At 35.8% G+C, this 19320-nt stretch carries 23 protein-coding genes; 14 read left to right on the top strand and 9 right to left on the bottom strand.

Annotated features, from left to right (window positions below; all coding sequences use genetic code 11):
- Window positions 1–46 precede the first annotated feature (46 nt).
- Both QRY57_RS20270 and QRY57_RS20265 read left to right on the top strand, forming a co-directional pair.
- Complete coding sequence (locus QRY57_RS20270; RefSeq protein ID WP_026590069.1) at window positions 47–571, top strand: GrpB family protein; 525 nt, start codon at window positions 47–49, stop codon at window positions 569–571.
- Window positions 572–720: 149 nt separating this feature from the next.
- Window positions 721–1548, top strand: coding sequence for an aldo/keto reductase (locus QRY57_RS20265; RefSeq protein ID WP_286015956.1), 828 nt, complete (start codon window positions 721–723; stop codon window positions 1546–1548).
- 30 nt (window positions 1549–1578) lie between these two features.
- Here QRY57_RS20265 and QRY57_RS20260 read toward each other — a convergent pair whose 3' ends face one another.
- Both QRY57_RS20260 and mciZ read right to left on the bottom strand, forming a co-directional pair.
- Complete coding sequence (locus tag QRY57_RS20260; RefSeq protein WP_286015955.1) at window positions 1579–2493, bottom strand: aldo/keto reductase; 915 nt, start codon at window positions 2491–2493, stop codon at window positions 1579–1581.
- Window positions 2494–2547: 54 nt separating this feature from the next.
- A complete protein-coding gene (mciZ, locus tag QRY57_RS20255) occupies window positions 2548–2676 on the bottom strand; it encodes a Z-ring formation inhibitor MciZ (protein ID WP_026590072.1) in 129 nt (42 codons plus the stop codon).
- Window positions 2677–2750: 74 nt separating this feature from the next.
- Here mciZ and QRY57_RS20250 point away from each other — a divergent pair, with 74 nt between their 5' ends.
- On the top strand, window positions 2751–3290 hold the full coding sequence (locus QRY57_RS20250) for an NUDIX hydrolase (protein ID WP_208016992.1): 540 nt from the start codon (window positions 2751–2753) through the stop codon (window positions 3288–3290).
- Window positions 3291–3312: 22 nt separating this feature from the next.
- Here QRY57_RS20250 and QRY57_RS20245 read toward each other — a convergent pair whose 3' ends face one another.
- Window positions 3313–3864 (bottom strand): GNAT family N-acetyltransferase, encoded by a 552-nt coding sequence (locus QRY57_RS20245; protein ID WP_286015954.1) that lies wholly within the window; start codon window positions 3862–3864, stop codon window positions 3313–3315.
- A 124-nt stretch (window positions 3865–3988) separates the two neighbouring features.
- Here QRY57_RS20245 and spoIIM point away from each other — a divergent pair, with 124 nt between their 5' ends.
- The 9 genes from spoIIM to corA all read left to right on the top strand — a co-directional run bounded on the left by spoIIM (window position 3989) and on the right by corA (window position 12266).
- Window positions 3989–4636 (top strand): stage II sporulation protein M, encoded by a 648-nt coding sequence (spoIIM, locus tag QRY57_RS20240; RefSeq protein ID WP_026590075.1) that lies wholly within the window; start codon window positions 3989–3991, stop codon window positions 4634–4636.
- Between the two features lie 106 nt (window positions 4637–4742).
- Window positions 4743–5198 (top strand): ferric iron uptake transcriptional regulator, encoded by a 456-nt coding sequence (gene fur, locus QRY57_RS20235; protein ID WP_000392653.1) that lies wholly within the window; start codon window positions 4743–4745, stop codon window positions 5196–5198.
- 104 nt (window positions 5199–5302) lie between these two features.
- Window positions 5303–5533 carry a YqzK family protein gene (locus QRY57_RS20230; protein ID WP_286015953.1) on the top strand — a complete coding sequence of 77 codons (231 nt, stop codon included), beginning with the start codon at window positions 5303–5305 and terminating at the stop codon, window positions 5531–5533.
- Window positions 5534–5539: 6 nt separating this feature from the next.
- On the top strand, window positions 5540–6430 hold the full coding sequence (xerD, locus tag QRY57_RS20225) for a site-specific tyrosine recombinase XerD (RefSeq protein ID WP_208016994.1): 891 nt from the start codon (window positions 5540–5542) through the stop codon (window positions 6428–6430).
- A gap of 375 nt (window positions 6431–6805) precedes the next feature.
- Window positions 6806–7546 carry a FixH family protein gene (locus QRY57_RS20220; RefSeq protein WP_286015952.1) on the top strand — a complete coding sequence of 247 codons (741 nt, stop codon included), beginning with the start codon at window positions 6806–6808 and terminating at the stop codon, window positions 7544–7546.
- 364 nt (window positions 7547–7910) lie between these two features.
- Window positions 7911–9095, top strand: coding sequence for a phosphopentomutase (gene deoB, locus QRY57_RS20215; RefSeq protein ID WP_208016995.1), 1185 nt, complete (start codon window positions 7911–7913; stop codon window positions 9093–9095).
- A 13-nt stretch (window positions 9096–9108) separates the two neighbouring features.
- Complete coding sequence (locus tag QRY57_RS20210) at window positions 9109–9930, top strand: purine-nucleoside phosphorylase (RefSeq protein ID WP_026590080.1); 822 nt, start codon at window positions 9109–9111, stop codon at window positions 9928–9930.
- A gap of 7 nt (window positions 9931–9937) precedes the next feature.
- Window positions 9938–11242 carry a pyrimidine-nucleoside phosphorylase gene (locus tag QRY57_RS20205; RefSeq protein ID WP_026590081.1) on the top strand — a complete coding sequence of 435 codons (1305 nt, stop codon included), beginning with the start codon at window positions 9938–9940 and terminating at the stop codon, window positions 11240–11242.
- Between the two features lie 61 nt (window positions 11243–11303).
- Complete coding sequence (gene corA / locus QRY57_RS20200; RefSeq protein ID WP_026590082.1) at window positions 11304–12266, top strand: magnesium/cobalt transporter CorA; 963 nt, start codon at window positions 11304–11306, stop codon at window positions 12264–12266.
- Window positions 12267–12297: 31 nt separating this feature from the next.
- Here corA and QRY57_RS20195 read toward each other — a convergent pair whose 3' ends face one another.
- Together QRY57_RS20195 and QRY57_RS20190 are read right to left on the bottom strand one after the other, a co-directional pair.
- A complete protein-coding gene (locus tag QRY57_RS20195) occupies window positions 12298–13587 on the bottom strand; it encodes an NCS2 family permease (protein WP_098301793.1) in 1290 nt (429 codons plus the stop codon).
- 135 nt (window positions 13588–13722) lie between these two features.
- The gene (locus QRY57_RS20190; RefSeq protein WP_286015951.1) at window positions 13723–14385 is read right to left on the bottom strand and encodes an SIMPL domain-containing protein; all 663 of its coding nucleotides are present in this window, start codon (window positions 14383–14385) and stop codon (window positions 13723–13725) included.
- A gap of 159 nt (window positions 14386–14544) precedes the next feature.
- Here QRY57_RS20190 and QRY57_RS20185 point away from each other — a divergent pair, with 159 nt between their 5' ends.
- Together QRY57_RS20185 and QRY57_RS20180 are read left to right on the top strand one after the other, a co-directional pair.
- Window positions 14545–14964, top strand: coding sequence for a MarR family winged helix-turn-helix transcriptional regulator (locus QRY57_RS20185; RefSeq protein WP_208016999.1), 420 nt, complete (start codon window positions 14545–14547; stop codon window positions 14962–14964).
- A gap of 102 nt (window positions 14965–15066) precedes the next feature.
- Window positions 15067–15612 carry a hypothetical protein gene (locus QRY57_RS20180; RefSeq protein ID WP_286015950.1) on the top strand — a complete coding sequence of 182 codons (546 nt, stop codon included), beginning with the start codon at window positions 15067–15069 and terminating at the stop codon, window positions 15610–15612.
- Between the two features lie 19 nt (window positions 15613–15631).
- Here the strand turns inward: QRY57_RS20180 and QRY57_RS20175 are convergent, their stop codons facing one another.
- The 4 genes from QRY57_RS20175 to QRY57_RS20160 all read right to left on the bottom strand — a co-directional run bounded on the left by QRY57_RS20175 (window position 15632) and on the right by QRY57_RS20160 (window position 19211).
- Complete coding sequence (locus QRY57_RS20175; protein ID WP_286015949.1) at window positions 15632–16693, bottom strand: ABC transporter permease subunit; 1062 nt, start codon at window positions 16691–16693, stop codon at window positions 15632–15634.
- Window positions 16694–16866: 173 nt separating this feature from the next.
- Window positions 16867–17955: an ABC-2 transporter permease gene (locus QRY57_RS20170; protein ID WP_286015948.1), complete on the bottom strand. Its 1089-nt coding sequence runs from the start codon at window positions 17953–17955 to the stop codon at window positions 16867–16869.
- Window positions 17945–18826, bottom strand: a complete 882-nt coding sequence (locus QRY57_RS20165) for an ABC transporter ATP-binding protein (protein ID WP_286015947.1) — start codon at window positions 18824–18826, stop codon at window positions 17945–17947. Before QRY57_RS20165 ends, QRY57_RS20170 begins: the two co-directional genes overlap by 11 nt.
- On the bottom strand, window positions 18792–19211 hold the full coding sequence (locus QRY57_RS20160; RefSeq protein WP_208017003.1) for a GntR family transcriptional regulator: 420 nt from the start codon (window positions 19209–19211) through the stop codon (window positions 18792–18794). Before QRY57_RS20160 ends, QRY57_RS20165 begins: the two co-directional genes overlap by 35 nt.
- Window positions 19212–19320 lie beyond the last annotated feature (109 nt).

Below are 19320 nucleotides of genomic sequence, written 5' to 3'. Positions count from 1 at the left end.
ATCCTGATGATTTTTTTAACGATTTGATAAGAAAAGGGGAATTGGGATGAGAAAGATTGTAGTCGTTCCTTATGAAAATCATTGGAGTGAGAAGTTTCAAATAGAAGCGAAGAGGCTAAAAATAGCAATGCCAGAACCTGTGAAGGTACATCATATTGGTAGTACATCAGTACCAGGGCTCGCAGCAAAGCCGATTGTTGATATGATTATGGAGGTAGAAGATATTGAGAGAGTAGACAATTGGAAAGAGCGCTTTGAAAAACTCGGTTACATTGTAAAAGGTGAAAATGGTATTTCCGGTCGGCGTTTTTTTATCCATGGAACGGAAGAAAAACGGTCGTATCATTTACATGTATTTGAAACAGGAAATCCAGAAATCACACGTCATTTAGCATTTCGTGATTATATGATGGCACATTGTGAAGAAGCAGAAGCTTATGCGGCATTAAAAAATGACTTAGCAGAAAAATTCACATATGATGGAGATCAATATACAGAAGGAAAGACTGATTTTGTACGTAATATTGATGTGAAAGCAAAAGAGTGGTTAGAAAGTAACGTGAGCAAGTAAGAACGTGTTATTTTTATAAAAATATTATGTTAACTGAATGTGTTTTTTGACTTTTGCTATAAATCTTGTTCAAATAAGGTGATGGTTACAAAAATTTTATGGCACCTCTCTATATCATTCGTAGGAGAGAAGAAGGAGGAGCAACAATCATGTATATTCCAACAACGACACTTCGTAATGGTGTGAAAATGCCGATGCTTGGTTTAGGGGTATATAAAGCAAAAGAGGGAGAAGAAGTAAAACAAGCAGTAAAAGCAGCTTTAGAAGTTGGATATCGCTCTATTGATACAGCGACTGTATATGAAAATGAAAGCGGTGTCGGAGAAGCGGTTCGTGAATCGGGGATTGCCCGTGAAGAATTGTTTATTACGACAAAAGTATGGAATGACGATCAAGGTTATGAAACGACGCTTCAAGCATTTGATAAAAGTTTAAAGAAATTACAAATGGATTATGTAGATTTATATTTAATTCACTGGCCAATAAGAGGAAAATACATAGATACATATCGGGCTCTTGAGAAATTATATGAAGAGGGAAAAGTGCGTGCAATAGGCGTTTCGAATTTTCACCAACATCATTTAGAGCAGCTTTTGCCAAATTGTAATGTGAAGCCGATGGTGAACCAAGTAGAACTTCACCCGATGCTCGCGCAGTTTGAATTACGTGATTTTTGTCAAAATGAACAGATTCAAATGGAAGCGTGGAGTCCGTTAATGAGAGGTGGCGAAGTCTTTCAGCATCCAATTATTCAAGAGATTGCTAAAAAATATGAAAAAACACCTGCTCAAATTATTTTACGCTGGGATATTCAAAGTGGTATCGTAACAATTCCTAAATCTGTTACACCATCTCGTATTCAAGAGAACTTTACGATTTTTGATTTTTCATTAACAGAACAAGAAATCAAGCAGATTGATACGCTGGATCGTAATTTACATGTAGGTACAAACCCTGATAAATATGATACATTGTAAAAAAACGCTACCATTTTCGGTAGCGTTTTTTTAACGGTGTGATGTGTATGTATCATATTTAGTAGTTGCTTGAATTTGTTTGTATTCTTCAGTTGTTAATGGAGATTGTTTGGTGGCTTGTACATTTTCTCGCAATTGCTGAATAGAGCTAGCACCTGGAATAACAGCTGCAACAGCTGGATCATATAAGCAATACTGAAGAGCTGTTTCGGTTAATGAACGCTCTTTTGTAATCGCTTTAGCAGTAGCTAAAGCTTCTGTTAACTCATTATAAGAATAAGAAAGATAATCTTTTTCTTTCACTTTTTCTATCTTTCTTTCATTGATGTCAGTTAATAAACCTTTTGCGAGTGGCCCGCGGGCAATCACGCTAATTTGATTATCTTGTAAGAACGAAAACCATTCTTCTGGTCGGCGATTTAATAGACTGTACTCCATTAATACGCTAACAATGTTAGACCGTTTTGCATATTCGTGAATAACATTTGGACGGATAGAAGAGATACCGTAATGACGAATCACACCTTCTTGTTTTAAATCTTCAAACGCTTCGATTGTTTCATCGATAGGATCCTCTATTGTTCCGCCGTGAAGTTGATATAAATCAATATAATCCGTTTGCAGGCGGCGTAAACTTTCTTTTACCTCTGCTTTTATATAAGCTTTAGAAGGATCCCAAGACCAACCATTTTTGCCATCTGTCCAGCGATTTCCTACTTTCGTTGTAAGAACAATTTGATCGCGTTTTCCCTTAAGGGCTTTCCCAACAAATTCTTCATTTAATCCATAATTGTATAAGTCTGCCGTATCAAAAAAATTAATTCCTAAATCTATTGCTTCATGGATGATGCGGATTGCTTCGTATTCATCGGTGCCAAGAGACATGCAACCGAGTCCTATTTCGGTAATATATAAATCTGAGTTTCCTAATTGTCGTTTTTTCATCGCTCAACCCCCTTATCTTATATTGTACGAAAGCAGAAGAAGGTTGACAAACGTTTACTTTTTGCTTGCGTTAATCCAGTCTTGTACAGTTGTGTACTCTTTTCCATATTGTTTTAGTTTATTACGAATTTGCCAAGCTTTCCCGACCAATGTGATACGATTCGGTAAAATATATACTTTCATTTTTATCACGCTCCTTTCAGTGTGGTAAAATGTATGAAGAACGATTAGGAAATAGAATAGGGAGATGAAATATTGTGAGTAATCTTGCAGAGAGAACAGTTGCAACTGAGCCAATTTTTGATGGGAAAGTTATTAAAGTTCGTGTTGATGATGTAGTATTGCCAAATGGAGAAATGAGTAAACGTGAGATTGTAAATCATCCTGGTGCCGTTGCAATTATCGCTGTTACAGATGAAGAGAAGCTTGTACTTGTTGAGCAGTACCGTAAAGCTCTTGAAAAAGAGATTGTTGAAATTCCTGCGGGAAAATTAGAGCCTGGGGAAAAGCCAGAGATCACAGCAATTCGTGAATTAGAAGAAGAAACGGGTTATGTATGTGATGAAATGGAATTCATCACATCTTTTTACACATCACCAGGTTTTGCTGATGAAATTTTATATGTGTATAAAGCGACAGGATTAAAGAAAAAAGAAAATAAAGCGGCCTTAGATGAAGATGAATTTGTAGAGTTAATGGAAGTTTCACTAGAAGAAGCCATTGAACTTATGAAAAATCAGCGTATTCATGATGCGAAGACGATGTTCGCTGTGCAATACTTACAATTACAAAAATAAACACTCGCCTTAGGCGAGTGTTTTAATTAATTTTGGCGTAAACGCGTGTGTCACGTAAGCTGCCGTCTGGAGCAAGAAAGTCATTTTCGAGTGTGCCTTCTAAAATGAATTCAAGACGTTCTGCTAAAGTACATGCATTTACATTTGTAGCATCGCAGCGAATTTCAAGTCGTCTAGCATCAAGCTTATCAAAAGCAAACTGGACAGCACCTTTCACCGCTTCTGTCATATATCCTTGTTTTGTATAAGCGCTATGTAGCCAGAAACGAATTGAAAACTTTGGAATATCCCAGTTTTCTGGGTGAAGGGTAAGGGCGCCGATAAATGTACCATTGGTTTTATCATATAAATGAAAAGCTAATGTTTCACGAAGTAAAAATTGTCCGTGAGCTTCTCGGACTGTTTCCTCAGCACTTTCTTCTGTTTCAGATGTAATGGATATCCAAGGCTGTAAGTCTTCTAAAGAAGCTTGAATTGCTTCATATACTTCTGTTCCATCTCCTGGAAATGGTTTGCGTACTTGCAGGCGCTCAGTTTGAAATAATGTTGGAAAATCTAATAATAATGGTTTCAAGTAAAATCCCTCCTATTCTCTACTTTTAAGTTTAGCAAAGTAGAGCGGAATTTCAATGTTAATTCGTCATACTTTTTTCTTTCTTTCATACATTTTAGTAAGAGTGTGAACGGAGGGAAGAAAAATGTTACGAAAAACTTGGCAAGATCGTGTAATTTCTCATATACAAGAGAATTCTTCGCTATATATATTTAATTCTGTTTTGTTATTGATGGGTGTGGTGTTTGGAGCCGTTCTTGTAAATAGCCTAGAGGTCAATCAAAAACAAGATCTATCTTTTTATTTGAATCGATTTTTTGGACAAGTTTCCAAAGGAGAATTTGCAATTGCGAGCGACATGTTTCGAGAAAGTTTCTTTTCACAATTAAAATATATTGGATTTATTTGGTTGTTAGGAATTTCAATTATTGGATTGCCACTAATTTTTATTTTATTATTTTTAAAAGGGGTAGTTGTTGGGTTTACAGTAGGGTTTTTAGTTAGTCAGCATGGATGGAATGGATTGTTATTAGCATTTGTATCTGTGTTGCCACAAAATTTAATTATCATTCCAGCGTTTCTTGTCATGACGACAATTGCTGCAAGTTTTTCTTTACGTATGATTAGGCATCAATTTATTCGAAAAATTACCGAGCCACTACTACCGTTATTAATCCGCTATACTTGCTTCTTTCTTGTTATTGGCATAGTATTAGCAATTGCTTCTAGCATTGAAGCATATGCGTCACCAGTGTTAATGAAAGAAGTCGTGGAAGTTATCAATAAAAAATAATTACTACATGAGAATGATTATCAAGTTATTTTCATTGTTTTTCTTTTGACAGAAGTCCTTCTTCTGATATAATGGTGTAAGAGTGGCGAGGAGGGAGTAGTACCGAATGGAAGAGAGAATTGAACGAATTAAGAAGCAATTGCATGCAGCGAGCTATAAATTAACACCACAACGTGAAGCAACAGTTCGTGTGCTGCTGGAAAATGAAGAAGATCATTTAAGTGCAGAAGATGTTTACCTCCTTGTAAAAGAAAAGTCGCCAGAGATCGGATTAGCAACCGTCTATCGAACTTTAGAGTTATTATCTGAGTTAAAAGTTGTTGATAAAATTAACTTCGGAGACGGTGTTTCACGCTATGACTTACGCCAAGAAGGTGCACAGCGTTTCCATCATCATTTGATTTGCACGCAATGTGGTGCTGTACAAGAAATTCAAGAGGATTTACTTGGTGAAGTGGAGAAAAAAGTAGAACGAGACTGGAGCTTCAAGGTAAAAGACCATCGTTTAACTTTCCATGGGATTTGTAAAAATTGTCAAGAAAATGAAACGGATGAAAAATAACCTTTTCCTATTTATCTAGGAAGAGGTTTTTTATTTGAATTTAGGTATAAATCGCAGAAAGCTTGGCATATGTTGTAATAACATATATTTTGGAGGAGTTTACCATGCGCCGAGCTTTACAATTAACTTTTGATGGGATGAAGGTATTTTTATTATTTACAGGTTGTACGATTTTGTTTTATTTCGCTATACTATGGGTAAATGAAGAATATGAAAGTTATCATCGTTACGAAAAACCAAAAGAGGAGACAGTAGAAAAAGTATTAGGGAATGAGGAACCGGCAAAAGATGCTTTTGTAAATAGAATAATTTTTTTCTATGAAAATGGGGAGTAGTGTAGATTGGAAGATCAATTAAAAGATTTTATTCATTATATGATTGTTGAAAAAGGTTTAGCAAAAAATACAGTTGTATCCTATGAACGTGATTTAAAAAGCTATGTGAAGTATTTACAAAATGTCGAACAAATAAAAACATTTCATGAAGTGACAAGGATACACATTGTGAATTTTTTGCAGTATTTAAAAGAGAACGGAAAATCATCAAAAACTTTGGCACGCCACATTGCCTCTATTCGTTCATTTCATCAATTTCTACTTCGTGAAAGAGTGGTAGAACACGATCCATCTGTACATATTGAAACACCTCAAGGTGAGAGGAAATTACCGAAAGTATTGTCAGTGAGCGAGGTAGAGGCATTACTTCAAATGCCCAAAGCGACAAGTGCGTTCGGTATTCGGGATAAGGCTATGCTAGAGTTATTGTATGCAACAGGACTCCGCGTCTCTGAATTGATAGCACTAAATTTAGAGGATGTTCATTTGACAATGGGGTTTGTTCGCTGCATTGGAAAAGGGAATAAAGAGCGGATCATCCCATTAGGAAGTTTGGCTACGGAAGCAATTCAACGTTATATTGAAAAGGGAAGAAAAGAATTAATGGGGAAGAAAGCAGTCGATGCACTATTTTTGAACCATCATGGTAATCGATTGTCACGTCAAGGTTTTTGGAAGATTTTAAAGCGCTTAGCAAAAGAGGCCAATATAGAAAAAGAGCTTACGCCGCATACATTAAGACATTCTTTTGCGACTCATTTATTAGAGAATGGAGCGGATTTGCGTGCTGTACAAGAAATGCTTGGACATGCAGATATTTCAACAACGCAAATCTATACGCATGTTTCAAAAACTAGATTAAAAGATGTATATAAACAGTTTCATCCGAGAGCATAAGTATTATGCTCTTTATATTTTTTATTTATATAAGTACAAATTGAGAAAAGTGTTTTAGGTGGGAGAGAATCAGGCCATGCATAGAAGCGGTCAGATCTTTTTCCTGTCCTATGCCAGGTGAAAACGAAGAGAGAAAATAAGTAGCGGTAACCTTTTGTTCTTTATAGCCACGACTTATATGTGGGAAAATCAAAATGAATGTATATTGCCAGAGCTAATTAGTAAACGAATAAAGCGTTTTGAGAATAAAAAGTAAGTAGATGTGAGGAATTCACAAAAACTTCACAAACATTTCGTACATTGTTTTCAGCAGAAGGCTGGAATATGAACTGGTATATCCTCTATACTAAATAAAGTATAAAGGAGGAAATCAAAATGAAAAAACTTGTAATTACTTTATTTATCGCGATGCTAGCATTAGCTGGTTGTAATACAAAGAAAGAAGAATCAACGAAAAAAGACAAAATTGAAGAAGTGAAAGTAGCGGTTCAAACAAATCCGAAAGAAATTAAACCAAATGAAAAAACAGAAGTGCAGGCACTTGTTACACAAGGAAAAGAAAAAGTAACGGATGCTGACGATGTGAAGTTCGAAATTTGGAAAGATGGCGAAGAGAAGCATGAAATGCTAAACGGTAAACATAAAGGAAAAGGTGTTTATGCAGTAGAAAAAACATTCCCATCTGATGGTGTGTATCATGTTATTGCACATACAAATGCACGTGAAATGCATGTTATGCCAGAAGTGAAAATAGCTGTAGGAAATGCAAAAGTTGAAGATGCGAAGAAAGAAAATGGTGGCCATGAAGCAGGGCACGGTGGTCACAAGAGTGATACGATGATTCATCTTATGGCTGGCGATGTAAAAGCAAATAATGAATCAACAATGAAAGTTCATTTGAAGCAAAAAGAAGAAGCGTTAACTGGAGCTGAAGTACAGCTTGAAATTTGGAAAGATGGCGTTGAAAAGCATGAGTTTATTCCCGCAAAAGAAGGGGATAAAGGTGAGTATGTAAGTAAACATACATTTAAAGAAAATGGTGCTTATAAAGTGAAAGTTCATGTGAAAAAAGGTGAACTTCACGAACATAAAGAGGAAACAGTAGAAGTAAAATAAGAAGCGGCTCTTTAGAGCTGCTTTTTTCTTTAGGTTAATGAAATAAATCATAATTTCATTAGCACTTCAGTGCAGAATGGATTACAATAGAAAATGTGAAGAAAATAAGAATTTCTACGAAAATGTATTAAAAAGAAAGCGTAAACATGTTATGATATCAACATGAGATGTCTGACATCTGACTTAGAAAAAACAGGAAAGTTTTTTGCTTCGTTTGAAAATAGAGCGAAGAGGGTTGGAGCATGACTTGAAGAAGTGTTTTAGTAAGTGGAAAACGAGAGAATTCTCATTGATAGCAGTTTCACTTTACAACGTTTTGAACATACTACAAGGAGTGGAACTGAACATAAAGGAGGTTGCAGTTATGAATAAATATAAACGTATTTTCCTAGTCGTAATGGACTCAGTAGGAATCGGGGAAGCACCGGATGCTGAAAAATTTGGCGATTTAGGCTCTGATACAATCGGTCATATTGCTGAACATATGAACGGATTACAAATGCCAAATATGGTGAAATTAGGCCTTGGTAACATTCGTGAAATGAAAGGGATTTCAAAAGTAGAGAAACCACTTGGCTATTATACAAAAATGCAAGAGAAATCTACTGGTAAAGATACAATGACAGGTCATTGGGAAATCATGGGTCTTTACATTGATAAGCCATTCCAAGTGTTCCCAGAAGGATTCCCAAAAGAATTATTAGATGAATTAGAAGCAAAAACAGGACGTAAAATTATTGGGAATAAACCTGCTTCTGGAACTGAAATTCTTGATGAACTTGGTCAAGAGCAGATGGAAACTGGATCTCTAATTGTTTATACTTCCGCTGATAGCGTATTACAAATTGCCGCACATGAAGAAGTTGTACCACTTGAAGAACTATACAGCATTTGTAAAATTGCACGTGAGTTAACACTGGATGAAAAGTATATGGTAGGTCGTGTTATTGCTCGTCCATTCATTGGAGAGCCAGGAAACTTCACACGTACACCAAACCGTCATGACTATGCATTAAAACCATTCGGTCGTACAGTCATGAATGAATTGAAAGACAGTAACTATGATGTCATTGCAATTGGCAAAATTTCTGATATTTACGACGGAGAAGGCGTAACTGAATCTCTTCGTACAAAATCGAATATGGATGGAATGGACAAGCTTGTAGATACACTAAATATGGACTTTACAGGTCTTAGCTTCTTGAACTTAGTTGATTTTGATGCGCTGTTTGGTCATCGCCGTGATCCTCAAGGATACGGAGAGGCGTTGCAAGAATATGATGCACGTCTTCCAGAAGTATTTGAAAAACTAAAAGAAGATGATTTATTACTAATTACAGCGGATCATGGTAATGATCCAATTCACCATGGTACAGACCATACGCGTGAATATGTACCATTATTGGCATATAGTCCAAGCATGAAAGAAGGCGGAGAAGAATTAGCACTTCGTCAAACATTTGCTGATATTGGTGCAACAGTAGCAGAAAACTTCGGTGTAACAATGCCAGAATACGGAACAAGTTTCTTAAACAACTTAAAGAAATAAGGGGGAAAATATAATGAATCGTGAACTTATTACAAAATCAGCTTCATACTTAAAAGAGAAATTCCAAGAAACACCACAAGTAGGACTTATCCTTGGTTCTGGACTAGGTGTATTAGCAGATGAAATCGAAAATGCTGTAACAGTACCGTATAGTGAAATTCCTGAATTTCCTGTTTCAACTGTAGAAGGTCATGCTGGTCAGCTTGTATTTGGTACACTTCAAGGTGTAACAGTAGTGGCAATGCAAGGTCGTTTCCATTATTACGAAGGATATGACATGCAAAAGGTAACATTCCCAGTTCGTGTTATGAAAGAACTAGGTGTAGAAACAGTTGTTGTAACAAATGCAGCTGGTGGTGTAAATACATCATTTGAACCAGGAGATCTAATGTTAATTACAGATCACATTAACTTTATGGGACACAATCCATTGATTGGGCCAAATGATTCTGAAATGGGAGTACGTTTCCCTGATATGTCTGAATCATACACAAAAGAACTTCGTATGATGGCAAAACAAGTTGCAACTGATTTAAACATTAAAATACAAGAAGGTGTATATGTTGCGATGACAGGTCCAGTATATGAAACACCTGCAGAAATCCGTATGCTTCGTACACTTGGTGGCGATGCGGTTGGAATGTCAACTGTACCAGAAGTTATCGTTGCACGTCATGCTGGTATGAAAGTACTTGGTATTTCTTGTATTTCAAATATGGCAGCTGGTATTTTAGATCAACCACTTCATCATGATGAGGTAATTGAAACAACAGAACGTGTAAAATCTAATTTCTTAGCATTAGTAAAAGCAATTGTAAAACAAATGAAGGGATGAGTTTACAATGAGAATGGTGGACCTAATTGCGAAAAAACGTGATGGACATGCATTAACGACGGAAGAAGTAAATTTTATTGTAGAAGGCTATACAAATGGTGATATTCCAGATTATCAAATGAGCTCACTTGCAATGGCAATTTTCTTCCAAGATATGAATGAACAAGAGCGTGCTGATTTAACGATGGCAATGGTAAATAGCGGTGATACAATTGACTTATCAGCGATTGAAGGCGTAAAAGTAGATAAGCATTCAACAGGTGGTGTTGGTGATACAACTACGCTTGTGTTAGGTCCATTAGTAGCTGCTTTAGATGTACCAGTTGCAAAAATGTCTGGCCGTGGTTTAGGGCATACAGGTGGTACGATTGATAAATTAGAAGCAGTTCCAGGGTTCCATGTAGAGATTGAAAATGATGAATTTATTCGTCTTGTAAATGAAAATAAAATTGCTGTTATCGGTCAAAGTGGAAACTTGACACCTGCCGATAAAAAACTATATGCGCTTCGTGATGTAACTGCGACAGTAAACTCAATCCCTCTGATTGCAAGCTCTATTATGAGTAAGAAAATTGCAGCTGGTGCTGATGCAATTGTGCTTGATGTGAAAACAGGTGCAGGTGCATTTATGAAAACGGATGAAGATGCAAAACGTTTAGCAGAAGCAATGGTACGTATCGGTAATAATGTTGGTCGTAAAACAATGGCAGTTATTTCTGATATGAGTCAACCGCTTGGCGAGGCCATTGGTAATGCATTAGAAGTACAAGAGGCAATTGATACATTACAAGGTAAAGGACCGAAAGACTTAGAAGAGTTATGTTTAATACTTGGAAGTCAAATGGTATACCTTGCTGGAAAAGCTTCTTCTTTAGAAGATGCGCGTGAAAAACTAATTGAAGTTATGAACAACGGAAAAGCGTTAGAAGCATTTAAAACGTTCCTAGCAGCGCAAGGCGGAGACGCTTCAGTTGTTGATGATCCTTCTAAACTGCCACAAGCACAATTTAAAATTGAGGTAGAGGCAAAAGAAGATGGATACGTATCTGAAATTGTTGCAGATGAAATTGGAACAGCAGCAATGCTTTTAGGTGCAGGACGTGCAACGAAAGAATCTGAAATTGATTTAGCAGTTGGACTTATGCTTCGCAAAAAAGTAGGGGATAGCGTGAAAAAAGGTGACTCACTTGTTACGATTTACGCAAACCGCGAAAATGTAGAAGATGTAAAAGAAAAAATTTATGAGAACATGAAAATAACGAAAGAACATGTGGATGCACCGAAACTTGTGCATGGCATTGTAACGAAATAAGCTGAAAAAGCCAAGGAGACTTCTCCTTGGCTTTTTTGACTGTTTTTTGTTTATAATATTAATGGGTGAAATTATGATTAGAATTTGTGCAGTAACGAAAGAAGATGAAGTATTATATGATGTTTCGTTAGAAGAAACAGGACGAGAAGATATCGTATGGTATTGGCTTGATTTATATAAGCCAACAAAAGAAGAGTATACATACATTTTGCAAGAGCATTTTAAGTTCCATCCTCTTGCGATTGAAGATTGTGTAGAATATGTTCAGAGGCCAAAAGTGGATTTCTATGACGGATATAACTTTTTAGTTCTCCACGCATTTGGAGAAGATGGATTAGAACCGCATGAGATCGATTTATTTGTTAGTGATCGTTATATCGTTTCTTTCCATTTTTCACATAATAATGCGATTGAAAGAGTGTGGACAACGCTTGGCGAGAGAAAACGTATCAAGAAGAGTTCCTTACATGTAGCACATACAATCATTGACCAAATTGTGGATGATTACTTTGCACCTGTTTACTATATTGAAGATCATTTAAATGCAATTGATGATAATTTAACAGGTGATACAGCAGGGAGTGTACTAGAGGAAGTATTCGATATTCGTGCGGATTTATCTAAGCTTAGGCGTACCATTATACCGATGCGCGATCTCTTGTATCGTATTTTAAATTCCACTAGGTTTTATGGTGTAAGCGACCATGAGATTTATTTTAAAGATATTCATGATCATTTGCTAAAGCTTTCAGAAATGATTGAAGCAAGTCGAGAGTTAACAGCTGATATCAGAGATAGCTATTTTTCGTTGAATTCTCATCATATGAACAATATTATGAAAACATTAACTGTTTTCTCGACGATTTTCATGCCACTCACATTCATTGCCGGGGTGTATGGGATGAACTTCGCGCATATGCCAGAATTAGTAGGGAAATATAGCTATTTTATTTGTTTAGCTATTATGGTGTTAATTGGTGGAGGAATGATGGTTTGGTTTTATAAAAAAGGCTGGTTTAAGTAAAAAACGCCGAGGAACTCCCTCAGCGTTTTTTCTAGCCAATAGTGTGTAACACAAACATGGCTAAGAATAGGCATGCAATGATATACATGGACGGCGCGACTTCTTTATGCTTTCCAAGAGCGATCTTTAAAATAGGGTAAGCAATAAATCCGAACGCAATGCCATCGGCGATACTATATGTGAGCGGAATCATAACGATAATTAAAAACGCTGGAAATCCTTCTGAAAAGTCGTTTAGAGGGATTTCTTGAATGTTTGAAATCATCAGGCCGCCAATAATAATTAAGATTGGTGCAATGGCACTATCAGGAATTAATTTTACAAACGGAAGAGCAAACAGTGATGCAAAGAACAACATCCCTGTAACGATAGACGTCAGACCTGTCTTACCGCCTGCTGTAATACCTGCGGCACTTTCTACTGTTGAAACGGTAGGACTTGTGCCAAATAGACCACATGTCATTGCTGAAATTGCATTTGCTTGATAGGCACGTGGGAATTTACGGTCATCTTCTAATAATCCATGTAAAAGTCCCATGTTCTCAAAAATAAGCACCATGCTTAAGGAAAATGTTGCAATCCAAAACGGTAAGGAAGAAAGCTTTCCAAAGGACATAGCTCCAAATACATCTCCATAGTTTGAGATTGAAAATGAGCTATTTCCAACCTGGCCTGTATCAACAAGACCAAATATCCATGCAATACCGGTTCCAATTGCAATCGTCCATAAAAAGTTCCCACGTACGTTACGAATAAATAACACAAGTGCCACAACAAGAGTAAGCAGTGTTGCTAGAACAACAGGATTACTTAATTTTCCTAATGCAACAGCAGTGTTCGGATTCGAAACGACAAGACCACCTTTTTGCAAGCCAATGAAAGCTAAGAATAAACCGATACCGACAGTGATCGCTTCTTTTAATGACTTTGGAATTGATAATGAAAGCGTGCGAGCAATCGGTGTAAACGCGGCAATTGCAAAAATAATACCGGCGATAAAGACAGCTGCTAATGCTTCTTGCCAACTTAATCCAAGCGTATGCACAGCTGTGTACGTGAAGAATGCATTTACACCCATACCTGGTACAAGAATAGCAGGTGCATTTGCCCAAAATGCCATCAATAGACATCCGACAAATGAGCTAAAAACAGTTGCCAAAATTCCTGCTTCAAGCGGAATGCCGGCATCTGATAAAATGGACGCATTGACAATCATAATATAAACGATTGTGAAAAATGATGTCACTCCAGCTAATATTTCTTGTTTTGGTGATGTGTGGTGTAGGTCTAATTTAAATGTTCTTTCGAGTATTCCTTTCATGTTAAACCTTCTTTTTCATATCCCTCTCCCACCCGTGATATCCCTATGAAAAGGGCCCACCGTCCTTTATTATATCAGAACATAATCTTTTTACAATAAATATAATGAGAACGGTTACTTAAAAGTTAATTGGTGCTACAAATATGTGAAAATGGCTCGAACAGTAGAGATGATTTCGAGTTCCCCAGATTGAATTGGAGGAGCGGCTTGTGCTTGTAAAGTAGCATGAGACGTAAATTCACGTGGAACTTGTGCCGATTCTTCAACGAGTGAAAGTGGGACGGGATTAATATTTAAATTATATGAACTTGCAATGATACGAGCTTTTTCTTGAGCATGCTGGACTGCTTGTAAGAGTGCTTGTTGATAGTACGCGTTTGGATGGGAAATAAGAAAGCGTAATCCTCTTGCTACATTTGCACCATTTGTAACAGCTATATCATATACTTCCCCAGCTTTTTGTACATTTAAAACGGTAATTTCATACAAATGCTCTACTCGGTAACCTTGTAATAGCGCTTTTTCTTTCACATATTCATATTGGGGAGTAATTGTATATGAAATGGTTTTTATATCCTTATCGGCGATACCAATTTGTTTAAGTGCATCGAGTAATTGTCTAGAATGAATGGAGTTCTCCTCTTGTGCTTGTTTCACATCTTTATTGTCTGTTCTAATACCAATTGTTAATACAACGACATTTGGTTTTGCTTTTATAATTCCCTCTCCTTGCACAGTAATGGTTGCTTGTTTACCATTGCGGACATCAGGTGAATAAGGGTTCATGCCAACTTGCATTTTTGCTCACCATCCTTTTTATATGTATATGAGTGAAAGAGAGAGAAAATTGTATGTAAAAAGTTACATAATTGAGAAGTGAAAGGAAAGAAAGCATATACAATGTAGGTATTGATAGATTATAATATGTGTAAATATTATAAAAAAGGGTCGAGGCTAGTGAACGAAAAAAGAGAAGCACTGATTTTAGATTTATCTGCATCATTTCGAAAGATGATACGTTTATTACAAAATGATATTAATACACGTTTTTCAGAGCATATGCCATATAATGAGTTTTCTGTATTGCGTGCGTTATTTTGGAAGAGCCCACAAATGGCTTCGCAAATTGCAAGTGAAGTAAACGTAACATCTAGCCATATTACAGCTGTAACAGATCGTTTAGTACGAAAGGGCTTCGTAACGAGAAAACGTTCTGATTCAGATCGTCGTATTGTATATTTAGAAATTACAGAGCATGGAAAAGAAGTGGCTGAAAAACTGGAAGCTGTACGTAAAGAATATTATAGAGAGAAATTTAAAGGTTGGAGCGATCAAGAAATTGAAATGGTATTAGAGCTATTTGGTCGCGTATTATAATAAATGAGGATAGGAAGCGAAATGCTTACCTATCCTTTTTCTTTTGAATAAAAATATTTTGAAACTCCAATACTTTAAGTAAAAAGTATCGGAGGAAAAATAATGAAATATATCGTCTCATTCCTAATTATGATTGGAAGTTTTATATGTTCTAGCACATTGATTTATGCAAAAACACCAATCCAAGTTGTTCAAAAAGAAATGCACTATATTGCAAGTAATGAGCCTGTTTTATATTCGAAATTATGGGTTCGTTCTATGCAGAATACAATTTTACTTCATCATAGTAATAATATTCGTGAGCAGGATACACTGCGCAATGTTACAAATTCTTCTCTCGTAAAAGTAAAACAACTTTCACTTGAAAAAGCTTCAAATTACATCCCGAGATTATCTCAATATGTTTCTAAATTTGAAAATAAAAATGTTCAAGTGTATTACGTTGCTGTGCGTTATGAAGTGAAGAAAGAAACTCCATATCAATTAAATGGAATGAATTACTTTCTTCAAGTATTTGTTCAAGAGCAAGGAGATTGGAGAATTGCTGAAAGTATTGTAGCTCCTACAGATCAAATAATAGAGAATGGCGATGGTTTTGGAATGAAAGAAGAGAAGGAATATGGAAAAAGAAGAGAGAATGTGAAATAACCTCCTTGGGGTGAGGAGGTTATTTTGCATATAAAGAAAGCTTGTGTTTTAACAGTCGCTGCAAGATAATATATGTCAGTATGCCAGACCCTATAAAATAAATATAGTAAAGAGGTAAAGAATTACTACCATCAATAAAAATAGTACCGCCAAGAAGTCCGAAACAAATAGAAGTACAGATTAAGAAATACTTATGAAGTCTTGGATATAGCAATATTTTTCCATTGTGCTCATTTGGGGCGCGTGTATATAAATAAGCTCCTAATGGAAGACAAATAAGTATATAGATAGCAGGACTTAACAATGTCAAAGTAGGCGAGATATGATGGTAATTAGGTCCTGTGTGTATGTCTCCAAATTCATCCTCAAAAGTTTCCCTCTGCGGATTGTAGTTATAGTTAATACGAAAATGAGTAAGTGGAGATACAACACTTACATTTTCTGTATAAAGGGCATATTTATTATAATTGTACTCTTCTCGTGATAAATCTATATGTAGTGCGAAAAAAGGGAACGCAAGCTGAAAGATGTATAAAGGTAAAATGATAATAATGTAACTTAAAACACTTTGTGAAATCATATTTCCTGTAATCGTCCCAATAAAGAGCGTAAATGTATAAACTGCAATTAACGTAATGATTGTATAAGCAAAGTATACATGAAATGGTGAAAAGGATTGATATTGAACGTGTATCGTGTTTTTATAGATGATAAACATAAGAAGCCAACTAAGACTAAGCGCACTTACGATATGAACAATGCCTAGTAACCATTTTGATAAAAATAAGTGCGACCGTTTAAATGGCATAGACCAAAGAAAATTGATTGTTTGATTATTGCGTTCCCATCCTATTAAGAGAATCGCTAATCCCATTAATAGAAGACCTGGAAACAGTATAGCGTCCGCTCCCTCTAAATGATACATATAATAAGTATCTGTTGTCGTGCGTAAATACTCAGCAGTGTGCTGTGCATTAGTATAATATTTATATGGTAAGGCGTATAAAGTACTGAGCCAAAAGAGCCAAATTACATATTTTCCTTGTTTATAATTCCGCATCCATAAAGCTTTTTGAAACATATACCCACCTCAATTCGTATTTATCCTGCATTAACGGGCAGTAAGACCCACACCTCAAAATTCAGAGAAAAACGAGGGAGATAGGTGGGGGATCAACTGCCCGTAAAAGCCCGATTAATTCAACTAATATTCAGTGAGGGATACAGAAAATCCCCACTGAATAAAGTTTCACCTTATTTCCCTCCAAAAGAAAACTTCAATTTTAATAGACGGGTAAAAATGAAGTAACTTATGATAGCGAATAGGAAAAATCCAATATAATAAGACAGAAGTGCATCTCGTCCGCCTAATATTCTACCGCCAAGCAGTCCGAAGCATAGAACAGTGCAAATCATGAACCATTTTTGTAAGCTAGGAAACAATAGTATTTTTCCATTTTGTTCGTTCGGTGTACGTGTGTATAGAAAAATTGATAATGGTAAAAAGGTCATGATGTAAGCAAATGGTGTTAATAGTGTCCAAGGAGAAGGTACAGAAGTATGCTCCATTGGATCGTCCTGTGGTACACTAGAAAGTTTATTCCCTTGGTCATCAAATGTTTCTATCGGGTGGTAATCAAAAGTAATTGAAAATGATTCTAATGGTGAAATGATGCCTACATGTTGTAAGTACTCATCAGTATGTCTCTCTATTTCTCCCATTGCCTCTAAAGACCATTGTGTATGGGTATAAATGAATCCAGAAATTAATAATACGGAACCGTATGGTAAAAATAATAAAATTGCCGTTAAGCTACTTTGCGAGAAAATATGTCCAGTAATGGTTCCGATAAATAAGGTGAATGTATAAATAGCAATGAGTACAACCGTAGCATATAGAAAGTAACTATGGAACGGAGTAAAGATTTGATACTCATTGTGAAACGACATGTTTTTTATTCCGTACATGCTAATCCAGCAAACAATTTGCACTGTAATAATATTCAAAACGCCAAGCAACCATTTTGTTAAAAAAATATCTTTTCGTTTAAAAGGCATCGAGAATAGAAAATCAGTTAATTGATTGTTACGTTCCCATCCAATTAAAAGACAAGCAAGTGCAATAAGAGCAGCTCCTTGAAAGAGGACGACACCATCATGTGTTTGAAAAGAGTAGGAGTAGTAGTACGTATAGTCATCAATCTTCATTTTTGAATGATTTAGCGCCGTTTGTGCTGCTTGATAATATTTATAAGGGAGTTGATACAAACTAGTTAACCAAAACAGTAGAATAATATATTTCCCCTGTTTCCATTGTCGTATCCATAAACCTTTATGAAACATGTGAATCCTCCTCAAACGTTGTGACAAATATATCTTCGAGTGACATTGGTAATTCTTCTAATAAAAGAGGTTGCTCTTTATGGAATTTTTCTAACGTAATAGCTACATTGCTTTCAATTAAAATGGTATATACTTTTCCTGTTTGATTTAATATTTTTATATTATTTAAATTTTCTAGTTTTTGCGGCAATGAACGTTCGTAGGCAACTTGTATTTTTGCGTAGCGAGATTTCGTATCTTCTAACGCTGTAATCGAAGCAATCGTATGATTTTTTAAAATAATAACCGTGTCTGCAATTTTTTCCACTTCATCTAAGTGATGAGTAGAAATGAGAATGGTAATCTCACGTTCTGCTACTTCTTCAATTAAGAATTGTAAAATTTGTCTTTTTACAATCGGGTCAAGTCCATTTGTTGGTTCATCTAAAATAATGTATTCTACGCCTGTACAAAAAGCTAAAATCATAGCAAGAAGTGCTTTCATACCGCGTGAGTAACTACGAATGCGTTTTTCAGGTAAATTGAAACGCTCTAGCAGTTGATAAAAATATTCTTCATTAAAGTTTGTATAAACAGCCTTATAAAACTTCGCAATTTCTTTTACTGTATATCCGCTTAATATATTAGTAGAATCCGGCACATAAGCTATTTTCTGTTTAATTTCTGGATGCTTATGAACATCCATATCGTCGTATGTAACAGTACCTTTATCTGGGTCTAAAATACCAACGAGTGTTCGAAGTAAAGTGGTTTTCCCCGCACCGTTTCTTCCGAGTAATCCCACAATACTTCCTTTTTGTAATGTGAAAGAAATATTGTCTAAAATGACTTGATTATCAATTGTTTTTTTGAGACTCGTCACTTTTAGCATCTGTATTCCCTCCTAGTTCTTTATAGTACGAATCTATCCAATCGTGAATTTTTTCTTTCGTAATCCCAAGGTAAGAAGCCTCTAGTAATAATTGATGGAAGTGTTTTTCAACCATAGCGATTTTCCTTTCATCTAATGTTGGTGTAATCGATTGGGAGACAAATGTACCTTTTCCTCGCAGTGTTTCAATAATTCCTTGTCGTTCTAACGCCTGGTACGCTTTGCTTACTGTATTTGGATTAATGACAAGAAGTGAAGCGAGTTCACGTACAGATGGTAGTTTATCGTTTGGTGCTAACATATTTTTTAGTACGAGTTCTTTTATATTTTGAACAATTTGTTCCCATATCGGAGTGTTGCTTCTTGGATCGAGTTGAATGTGCAAGAGCAATGTCTCCTTCCTGATGAATATTGAGTGTACTACTAGATGTAATACACCTAATACAATATATGTAATGAATTTATTTGTCAATACGAATTTATAGAAAAATATG

The organism is Bacillus arachidis, from assembly GCF_030285945.1.
Classification (GTDB): domain Bacteria; phylum Bacillota; class Bacilli; order Bacillales; family Bacillaceae_G; genus Bacillus_A; species Bacillus_A arachidis.
This window is presented reverse-complemented; position numbering and strand designations above follow the sequence as displayed.